Below are 10,529 nucleotides of genomic sequence, written 5' to 3'. Positions count from 1 at the left end.
AAGCTACGAAAAGCTGTCTAAGATTTGATACTAACACCAAAGCTGATGTATCGGTACTATCACTTGTAGTGGTAGTTGAATCTGAACTATCACTTGTGGTAGAGGTAGTATCTGTACTGTCACTTGAAGCTGACGTGTCCGTGCTATCACTTGTAGTGGTAGATGAATCTGAGCTGTCGCTTGTGTCTGTCGTATCTGTACCATTGTCGCTGATAAATATTTCGTTAGGATCCCAACGATTGGTAGCTGCATCTAAAATCACATTTGTCCCTATAATCGTTCCGTCTTGGTTTTGAGTAATGCGGATAGTAGCATTAGGCGCAAGGATTGTTCCTTGAAAAGGAGCACTGATTGTCAAATCAGTCATCTCATTTCCAAAATTCCAAGAGATATTCGCATCCGAAAAATCTTCTGTTTCATGATTTGAACGATCATTGTATTTGATTGGTGACTGTACGTTCAATGCAGAAGAACTGTTGATGACATTAAATACAACTACTTGATCATTTGGATTGATGATTTGAAGTGGCGTATTCATCGTTAACACTTCTGCATCGATATTTACCAATAAAAACCCGGTATCTGATAAACCAGTTAAATCGATTGTCCGATTGTTCATGTCTGGAAAATCTGCAGCAGTATATGTTTTAGCTGGAGTGATGGTTGCAAGATCATTTGCTGCTACATTCAATTTAACAAATTCCTGCTCGAAATCAATATATTCATGCCCAGCACGATCTTTATAAAAATCATCTGGAGTTAAGTGATCAAGCCTGGATCCATTGACTGTAGGATGACCATCTTGAAGTGCTACATCCACGTTACTGCCAACGACAAATTTATTCATTCTTATGCCACCTGTAGGTATGCCTGAAGAATTAGCGAAAGAATCAGTTTTTGTATATAATTTATTTCTTGGTTCAATAAACCTTCATGAACCTCTGTACCAAAATTATTTTTTGCATCAAGTTCATGTGTTGCTATATTTCCGTCTGTATGTGCATTCACAGTTGTCTTATTTTTAGCAAATACGTGGAATTGACTAGCAATTCCTAACAAGCCATAGTTACCAGTTAGATCATTATAAATATTCCCAGGGTCTTTAGGAATGTATGTTTCCGCTGAAACGGCCACACCATACGAAAAGATATGAACAACAAAGCAACTAGGACTAGTAAACTTGCCCTTTTTTTCATTTTTCCCCTTCCTTTCCTTTCAAACATTTTCCTATTATACTCTTTTTCTCCTAGTCTTAAACTGTTCGTTTGAAAAATCATTGTTTATTTAAAGAATATTAATGAAACGTTCATATTGTTGCTTCTTGTTCAATTGATAGTTCGACACTATCTTTTTCTTTCAATCTCCAAACTATTGATGATGGTGACTGTTAAAGTGTAAAAAATAAGGGTGTGTAGTAACATATAAGTAGGTATCCTAGAATTAGGAAAAAGTAAGTAGGATAAATAAAAAGGAGGAAAATAAATGGATTATTTAGATATGCTATGCGAGAGTGTGGATCGGGCATATGATCGGTTTGAACGTTTGTTTGAAGGCGTCTCTATTGAGGAGGCCAATCGTTTTCCAGTGGAAGATAGAGCACCGCAGATCAAATCAATGACTTGGCTGGCTTGGCATACCGCTCGAGAATTAGATTTCCAGATTGCTGATTTAGCAGGAACCTCTCCAATTTGGCATAGTCAAGACTGGGAAAGCCGGTTTCCGATGACGATAGCAGATAACGAACAAGATTGGAAGCACAGTCTGGAACAAGCAAAGCAGATCCAAGCTAATCAAATAGAAGATCTGCTAGGATACTTGCGAGGAGCTGCTGATTTTGCTATTTCTTACTTAAGAAGGCTGGAACCTTCCGAGCTAGATGAAGTAATTGACGAGAACTGGACACCACCAGTCACACGAGGAATGCGTCTCGTTTCTATTATTGATGATGCTGCTATGCACTCTGGTCAGGTGATCTATGCGAGACGTTTGTTGGGATTAAGAGATTAAGGCACTAGCTAAAAAAGAACTTACGGCAAAATAAGTCGCAAGTTCTTTTTTGTTTTTATCGTTACCCATGGTCTATCTATAAGATCGAAAAAGGAAGCGGCCTGCTATCTCTTTTGATCGTGTAAACTAATGACTCTCTTGTTTTTGCATTGATTCATTTAAAGAAGGTGTACCATGCTTTATAGATATTTTTAGAACACCTTTTTCTAGAGGATAGAGAAACTGTCAGCTGATAGAATAAGGAGAGTCTTTTGAAGAGAATTCAGAAAAAAGGACACTGTATGAGATCAGGTGTCCTTTTGTGAAATCTGATATTATTGCGTACGGATAGATGTGAGACTGATTTCGCCAGAAGACAAACTCATCTCCTGTTCATTTGTTTGGACGATCAATTCGCCATGATCACCGATTTCTTTTGCAAGACCGACATAAGTCGTTCCTTTTTGATTGAACGACACGGTTTTTCCCAATACGAATGATTTTTCTTTATAGAAGTCCAACGCTTTTTCTGGGTGAGAAAGATAAGTGAACAATTCTTGCCAAATTTTGCTGATTAGCTGATTCCTTGTGACACTAGCTTGTCCGTCGGGAAAGACAGAGGTGGCTTTTTCTTGGAGATCAGCTGGAAAATGATTTTGAGGAACAGAAAAATTAAGCCCGATCCCAATGATGATATGACTGATCCTGCCGCTTTCCATATCACTGACTGCTTCAGATAAAATCCCACAGACTTTTTTTCCATCCATGTAGATATCATTGACCCATTTGATCGAAGCAGAACGACCGGTTACAGATTCAATGGCTTTCACACAGGCACTGGCTGCGATGATCGTATATTGAGGCAATTCATCAAACCGTTTGTCTGGATGGAGCAAGAGACTCATGTAGATTCCTCGTCCAGGTTCAGCGAAAAAAGGCCGTCCAAAACGTCCACGAGCTTGTTCTTGTGTATCAGCAACAAATAACTTCGAAACAGAATCTCCTTGAGCTGCTGCCAGTTTGGCATCTTTCATCGTAGATTCAGAAGTCAACATCGTTTGTACTTTCAAATCAGGAATAAACGACCGTAGCTCTTGCTGGATTTCTTTTGCATCTAGTACGTCAGAGGGCAGGTAACGATACCCTGTAGGCCCGTGCTCAAAACGATAGCCTGCCTTTTCCAATTCTTTGATGGCTTTCCAAATACTTGTCCGGGAAACTTCCAGTTGCTGTGCCAACTTTTCTCCGGAAAGAAAATCTGGTGTCTTTTTCAATAATTGAAGTACCTTGTCTTTCGTTGTCATGGCATCAAGCTCCTTTCTCATCCATTCTATCAGGAAGAAGGAGAGAACAAAATAGTTTTCGAAGAAACAACGGTTGATACATAAAGCAAAAACGAAAGAAGGAAAGAGAAAAAAGAAGAGGGTGGGCGTTCATTTTTTGTCCCAGCCTCTTTCTGATTATGAAGATAAAAGTACTTGATCGTCTTTTAATGCCGTGCCGCTGTTTTGTTTGAACAACGCTAATAATTGGGGCACTGTGAGCTGCTGTTTTTCCTCTTGCTGGATATCTACGACGATCCTTCCTTGATGTAGCATGATCAGTCGATTCCCATAGCGGATCGCGTCTTCCATGTCATGAGTGACCATAAAAGCAGTGAGATTCTGCTCAGTGATCAGCTTTTCTGTCAATTCCATCACCGTTTTGGAAGTAGCAGGGTCAAGCGCTGCAGTGTGTTCATCTAATAAAATCAGTTCTGGACGCTGTAATGTGGCCATCAACAGCGTAATAGCTTGACGTTGTCCTCCAGACAGCAAACCGATTTCTGAGGATAAACGATTTTCCAAACCCAAATTTAGCCGAGCCAGCTGGTCTTTGAAAAATGTTCGGTCTTGTGGTTTGACACCACGGAAGAAGCCGCGTTTTTTTTCTCGTTTCATAGCAAGAGCGAGGTTTTCTTCTACCGTTAAACGAACGGCTGTCCCTAGTTTAGGATCTTGGAATACGCGACTGATGGATTTCGAACGTTCGACAACAGATTTTTTCGTGATATTTTTTCCATTCAATAAAATTTGTCCCTGATCGACAGAAAATGTACCGGCGATGCTGTTCAGCAAAGTAGATTTACCAGCCCCATTTCCACCGATGATCGTCACGAAGTCGCCGGGATCTAAGGAAAGATTAATGCCTTTCAGGACATGATTTTCGTTGATCGTTCCTTTTTCAAAGGTATGATGGAGATTTTCCAATGTTAAGACGTCATTCATTTGACACTACCGCCTTTCTTTTTTTGAGGTAAATGGAATTTTTGCTGGATCTGCGGGAAAGAAAGACAGATCACTAGCACGAAAGCAGAAGCAAGTTTCGAATCACTTGGTTCAACATTCAGTTCGAAGACTAACGCTAAAATAAAACGGTAAATGACCGCACCTAAAACGACAGTCAAGAGACGGAGAAATAGTGGTTGGTTACGTAACAAAACTTCTGCGATGATAATAGAAGCAAGTCCAATTACGATCGTTCCAATACCAGAATTCAAATCAGCAAAGCCGTTGTTTTGCGCAAGCAAGGAGCCAGAAAGAGCAATGCATCCATTAGAAATCATATAACCGATGATCTTCATATTATCTGTGTTGATCCCGTTTGCTTCGCTCATTGCCAGATTATCGCCAGTTGCACGAATAGCAAGTCCTGTTTCTGTACGTAAGAACAAAACAAGTAAACATACAACGATCAAAGCAAAAAGCAGACCGACGATCAGTACAGCGTTGTCTTTTGTTATGCCGAATGACTCGACCCAATGAAAGATCGTTGGCTGACCCAATAAAGAGATGTTCGGCGCACCCATCACACGGGATGTGACAGAATATAAACCAGTCATGGTGATGATCCCTGCAAGAAGGGCGGGAATTTTCAATTTTGTGTGAATCAGTCCGGAAACAAGCCCTGCTGCCGCACCCCCTAAAAAGCCTAGAAGACAAGCTGTCAATGGATGATAGCCATTTGTAATACTTACTGCCGCGATCCCTGCACCTAAAGGAAAGCTTCCTTCAGCAGTCAAGTCGGCAATGTCCAAGATACGGAAAGTGACGTATACACCAATCGCAAGTAGGGCCCATAAGACCCCTTGCGATGCAGATGATAAGAAAAGAGAGAGCAAATTTGTCATGAGAATCCTCCTGTGTTTTATTCAGCTTCTTTGATGCTGTCTGGATTGATGCCTAATGCTTTGGCCATGTCTTTATTGACATACAGTTCCAAATCATTCGCTGTTTCGACAGGAAGTTCACTTGGCTTCTTGCCGTCTAAGATTTTTGCTGCCATGATCCCTGTTTGTTTGCCCAAGCTTTCGTAGTCGATTCCTACTGTTGCTAGACCGCCGTCTTTGACTTGATCAACTGCGCCAGCAACGACAGGTGTTTTTGTTTCTTTTGCGACTTCGCCGACAACACTTGCCGCACTTGCGAACGTGTTATCAGTAGGAATATAGATTCCATCTACATCTTTAGCTAGACTTTTCGTCACTTGTTGGACATCATTTGTGGAATTTGCTGTCAGTACTTTGACTTTGACGCCCGCTTTTTTCAATTCTTTTTCTGCCAAATCAGCTTGGATCTTAGAGTTTGCTTCACCGTTGTTATACATGATGCCGATTGTTTTGGCGTCTGGCACGATATTTAACAGTAAGCCGATTTGTTTTTCGATTGGCACCATATCTGTCGTGCCAGTCACATTGCCGCCAGGTTTTTCATTGGATGTGACTAAATGGGCTTGTTCCAAGTCTGTGACCGCTGTGACAGTCATCGGGATAGTGGTTGTTTCATTTAATAAGGATTGTGCTGCTGGAGTGGCGATCCCGAGTAGCAAATCAGGATCTTCTTTGACGAGTTTCTCACTCATACTTTTCAGGTTGTCTTGATTGTTTTGGGCATTTTGATAATCGATTGTTAGATTATCGCCTTCTTTATACCCTTCTTCTGCTAATCCTTCTTTGAATCCTTTATAGGCAGCGTCTAACGAGTTATGTTGTACAAGTTGCAATACGCCAATTGTTTTTTGTCCATCTGATGCCTCTGCGGAATTGTCTTTTTGTGCGCAACCTCCTAAAGCTAGTAGCAGGGCAGCGCCTAATCCGATGATTATATTTTTTTTTCATTTCTTTTTCCTCCTTAATTTTGGGAAACAAAAAATCCATTCAGACAAAATGTCCAAATGGATTGAAAAGTCGGAAAATAAATTGAAAAAGTAGAATGCTTGATACTTTTACTTTGTATTTTCACTGCTCAGCCACTTAGCATTTTGTCTACGTGGCTTTTTGCTGCAATACAAAGTTCTTTAGCCATCATAGATACAAACTGTCGTTTAACGTTTGTATCCATCATGATGAATACAAACCTATCTAAAGTAGCTAAAGTAAAAGTTATTCAGTTGTGTTGGTGCGATTTGGTTGATGTTGGTTCGCATAGAAGTTCCTCCACAAGATGAATTTTCTAAAGTATAACCGAGATAAAAAGGTCTGTCAATTAAGAATTGTCAGATAATTGAAAACATAAAATTGAAAACATTAAGAAAATATTGCGAAAAAGCAGAAGAAACGCCAGGAAGTGTTGACTTTTATAGAAAATAAGTGTAGTATATGAAGTTGCAAAAACTATCTGATGAAGAAAAGGCAGAAACGAAATATTGTCCGTTTCGGCTTTAATATAAGGAAACAAAAGTAGAAGCTCACGAAGTAAGGTTTCAAGAGAATGTTCTATTTTTGGTTTTTTTTTGCCTAAAAGCCGCAAAAAATGTCTGTTGTTACCTAAAAATAATATTTGAAATATTATTGTAACAATCGATCGGGTAGTCTTTTTGAATGACATTTTAGAGGGGTGAAGAGCTTGGCTGGACACGTAGTAAAATACGGAAAACATCGCGAACGTAGAAGTTTCGCAAGAATCAGTGAAGTGTTGGAATTACCAAATTTGATCGAAATTCAAACAGACTCTTACCAATGGTTCTTAGATGAGGGACTTAGAGAAATGTTTGAAGACATTTTGCCAATCGATGACTTCAATGGCAATCTATCTTTGGAATTTGTAGATTATGAATTGAAAGAACCAAAGTATACAGTAGCAGAAGCTCGTGCGCATGATGCAAACTACTCTGCACCATTACATGTAACATTGCGTTTGACAAACCGCGAGACTGGCGAAATCAAAGCACAAGAAGTATTCTTCGGTGATTTCCCATTAATGACAGAACAAGGAACATTCATCATCAACGGGGCAGAGCGAGTAATCGTTTCTCAGTTAGTCCGTTCACCAGGTGTCTATTTCCATGGAAAAGTCGACAAAAACGGAAAAGAAGGATTCGGTTCTACTGTTATCCCTAACCGTGGCGCTTGGCTAGAAATGGAAACTGATGCAAAAGACATCTCTTATGTACGTATCGACCGTACACGTAAGATTCCTTTAACCGTATTAGTTCGTGCGTTAGGATTTGGTTCCGATGATACGATCTTTGAAATCTTCGGTGACAGCGAAACATTACGCAATACAGTCGAAAAAGACTTGCATAAAAACGCAAGCGACTCAAGAACAGAAGAAGGTTTGAAAGACGTTTACGAACGTTTGCGTCCAGGCGAACCAAAAACAGCAGACAGCTCACGTAACTTGCTGAATGCTCGTTTCTTCGATCCAAAACGTTACGACTTAGCAAACGTTGGTCGTTACAAAGTAAACAAAAAATTAGATTTGAAAACACGTCTATTGAATCTGACATTAGCTGAAACATTAGTTGATCCAGAAACAGGCGAGATCATCGTTGAAAAAGGAACAGTTCTGACTCACCAAGTCATGGAAACACTAGCTCCTTTCATTGATAATGGCCTAAATTCAGTGACTTACTATCCATCAGAAGACGGTGTGGTCACAGATCCAATGACTGTCCAAGTCATCAAAGTATTTTCACCAAGAGACCCTGAACGTGAAGTAAACGTGATCGGAAACGGCTATCCAGAAGCAGCTGTAAAAACGGTTCGTCCAGCCGACATCATTGCTTCAATGAGCTATTTCTTGAACTTGATGGAAGGTATCGGCAATGTCGATGATATCGACCACTTAGGAAACCGTCGTATCCGTTCAGTCGGTGAACTTTTACAAAACCAATTCCGTATCGGTCTAGCACGTATGGAACGTGTGGTTCGTGAAAGAATGTCGATCCAAGATACTGAAACATTGACACCTCAACAATTGATCAATATCCGTCCAGTTGTGGCAAGTATCAAAGAATTCTTTGGTTCTTCTCAGTTGTCACAGTTCATGGATCAAACAAATCCTCTTGTCGAATTGACACACAAACGTCGTCTTTCAGCCTTAGGACCTGGCGGATTGACTCGTGACCGCGCCGGTTATGAAGTTCGTGACGTTCACTACTCCCACTATGGCCGTATGTGTCCGATCGAAACTCCTGAAGGCCCAAACATCGGGTTGATCAATAGTTTGTCCAGTTATGCGAAAGTAAATAAATTCGGATTTATCGAAACACCTTATCGTCGTGTAGACCGTGAAACAGGTCGTGTTACTGACCAAATCGACTACTTGACAGCTGATATCGAAGACCATTACATCGTAGCCCAAGCAAACAGCCCATTGAATGAAGATGGAACATTTGCTCAAGACGTTGTTATGGCTCGTGCTCAAAGTGAAAACTTAGAAGTATCTATTGATAAAGTAGACTACATGGACGTATCACCTAAACAAGTAGTTGCCGTTGCGACAGCATGTATTCCTTTCTTGGAAAACGATGACTCCAACCGTGCCTTGATGGGTGCCAACATGCAGCGTCAAGCAGTGCCGTTGATCAATCCTCAAGCACCATGGGTTGGTACTGGTATGGAATACAAATCAGCGCATGACTCAGGAGCTGCTTTGTTATGTAAACATGACGGTGTCGTTGAATACGTTGATGCTTCTGAAATCCGTGTACGCCGCGACAACGGTGCATTAGATAAATACGATGTAACAAAATTCCGTCGTTCAAACTCCGGAACAAGCTACAACCAACGTCCAATCGTTCATTTGGGTGAGAAAGTCGAAAAAGGGGATACTCTGGCAGACGGACCATCTATGGAACAAGGCGAAATGGCTCTAGGTCAAAACGTTTTAGTTGGTTTCATGACTTGGGAAGGGTACAACTATGAAGATGCGATCATCATGAGCCGTCGTTTGGTAAAAGATGACGTATACACTTCTATTCATATTGAAGAATATGAATCGGAAGCCCGCGATACAAAATTAGGACCTGAAGAAATCACACGCGAAATCCCTAATGTCGGGGAAGACGCATTGAAAGATTTAGACGAAATGGGCATCATCCGTATCGGTGCAGAAGTCCAAGATGGCGATTTGCTTGTAGGGAAAGTCACGCCAAAAGGGGTAACAGAATTATCTGCAGAAGAACGTCTATTGCATGCGATCTTTGGCGAAAAAGCTCGTGAAGTCCGCGATACATCATTACGTGTACCGCATGGCGGCGGCAGGATCGTTCACGATGTGAAAATCTTTACTCGTGAAGCTGGAGATGAATTGTCACCAGGCGTAAACATGTTAGTTCGTGTTTATATCGTTCAAAAACGTAAAATCCATGAAGGGGATAAAATGGCCGGTCGTCACGGAAATAAAGGGGTTGTATCCCGTATTATGCCGGAAGAAGATATGCCATTCCTACCTGATGGAACACCAATCGATATCATGCTGAATCCTTTAGGGGTGCCTTCACGTATGAACATCGGACAAGTATTGGAATTACACTTGGGTATGGCTGCACGTCAGTTAGGTATCCACGTAGCAACGCCAGTATTTGATGGTGCAAGTGATGAAGACGTATGGGAAACAGTTCGTGAAGCCGGTATGGCCAGCGATGCGAAAACTGTTCTGTACGACGGACGTACAGGTGAACCATTTGATGGACGTGTGTCTGTCGGTGTGATGTACATGATCAAACTTGCTCACATGGTCGATGACAAATTGCATGCACGTTCAATCGGACCTTACTCATTGGTTACACAACAACCATTGGGAGGTAAAGCTCAATTTGGTGGACAACGTTTTGGTGAAATGGAAGTATGGGCACTGGAAGCTTACGGTGCGGCTTATACTTTACAAGAAATCTTGACATACAAATCAGATGACGTAGTCGGACGTGTGAAAACATACGAAGCAATCGTCAAGGGTGAACCAATTCCAAAACCAGGTGTACCGGAATCATTCCGCGTATTGGTGAAAGAATTGCAATCACTAGGTCTGGACATGCGTGTCTTGGATATCGAAGAAACAGAGATCGAACTTCGCGACATGGACGATGAAGACGACGATTTGATAACTGTTGATGCTTTGACAAAATTTGCCGAACAGCAAACTGCCAAAGAATTAGAAAAGAAAGCTGCTGAACAAGTGGAAGATGAAAAAGACGATGTCATCCAAAACTTTGAAACCGCAGAAGATAATTTAGACTAATCCGGTCTATGAGCTGCAAGGCGGTCGAAGATCAGCCGTCTT

The 10,529-nt window shown here is 41.1% G+C and carries 6 protein-coding genes and 1 pseudogene; 2 read left to right on the top strand and 5 right to left on the bottom strand.

What is annotated here, in order from left to right; genetic code table 11:
• Positions 1-1,196: pseudogene (scm, locus tag RG571_RS07085) on the bottom strand (collagen-binding MSCRAMM adhesin Scm); the annotation flags it as partial.
• Between the two features lie 286 nt (positions 1,197-1,482).
• On the opposite strand from scm, the gene RG571_RS07080 reads away from it, so the two are divergent.
• Positions 1,483-2,007 carry a DinB family protein gene (locus RG571_RS07080; RefSeq protein ID WP_002289384.1) on the top strand — a complete coding sequence of 175 codons (525 nt, stop codon included), beginning with the start codon at positions 1,483-1,485 and terminating at the stop codon, positions 2,005-2,007.
• A 314-nt stretch (positions 2,008-2,321) separates the two neighbouring features.
• On the opposite strand, the gene RG571_RS07075 is transcribed toward RG571_RS07080, so the two are convergent.
• From RG571_RS07075 to RG571_RS07060, 4 genes are all read right to left on the bottom strand, one after another.
• On the bottom strand, positions 2,322-3,290 hold the full coding sequence (locus RG571_RS07075; RefSeq protein WP_002328258.1) for a biotin--[acetyl-CoA-carboxylase] ligase: 969 nt from the start codon (positions 3,288-3,290) through the stop codon (positions 2,322-2,324).
• Positions 3,291-3,446: 156 nt separating this feature from the next.
• Positions 3,447-4,253, bottom strand: coding sequence for an ATP-binding cassette domain-containing protein (locus RG571_RS07070; protein ID WP_308947570.1), 807 nt, complete (start codon positions 4,251-4,253; stop codon positions 3,447-3,449).
• Positions 4,250-5,155 (bottom strand): ABC transporter permease, encoded by a 906-nt coding sequence (locus RG571_RS07065; RefSeq protein ID WP_308947790.1) that lies wholly within the window; start codon positions 5,153-5,155, stop codon positions 4,250-4,252. The genes RG571_RS07070 and RG571_RS07065 overlap by 4 nt, the downstream gene beginning before the upstream one ends.
• 17 nt (positions 5,156-5,172) lie before the next feature.
• A complete protein-coding gene (locus RG571_RS07060) occupies positions 5,173-6,129 on the bottom strand; it encodes an ABC transporter substrate-binding protein (protein ID WP_267489461.1) in 957 nt (318 codons plus the stop codon).
• Between the two features lie 740 nt (positions 6,130-6,869).
• Between RG571_RS07060 and rpoB the strand changes: the two genes are divergently transcribed.
• Complete coding sequence (rpoB, locus tag RG571_RS07055) at positions 6,870-10,487, top strand: DNA-directed RNA polymerase subunit beta (RefSeq protein WP_308947789.1); 3,618 nt, start codon at positions 6,870-6,872, stop codon at positions 10,485-10,487.
• The last annotated feature ends 42 nt before the right edge of the window (positions 10,488-10,529 follow it).

This window comes from Enterococcus sp. FR204, assembly GCF_031143325.1.
GTDB lineage: Bacteria > Bacillota > Bacilli > Lactobacillales > Enterococcaceae > Enterococcus_B > Enterococcus_B faecium.
The sequence above is the reverse complement of the archived record's forward strand: the minus strand, read 5'-3'. Positions and strand labels throughout refer to the sequence as shown.

Coding starts and splice junctions, on each gene's coding strand:
- RG571_RS07065 (WP_308947790.1), bottom strand. CDS start 5,155: ATGACAAATTTGCTCTCTCTTTTCTTATCATCTGCATCGCAAGGGGTC.
- RG571_RS07070 (WP_308947570.1), bottom strand. CDS start 4,253: ATGAATGACGTCTTAACATTGGAAAATCTCCATCATACCTTTGAAAAA.
- RG571_RS07075 (WP_002328258.1), bottom strand. CDS start 3,290: ATGACAACGAAAGACAAGGTACTTCAATTATTGAAAAAGACACCAGAT.
- RG571_RS07080 (WP_002289384.1), top strand. CDS start 1,483: ATGGATTATTTAGATATGCTATGCGAGAGTGTGGATCGGGCATATGAT.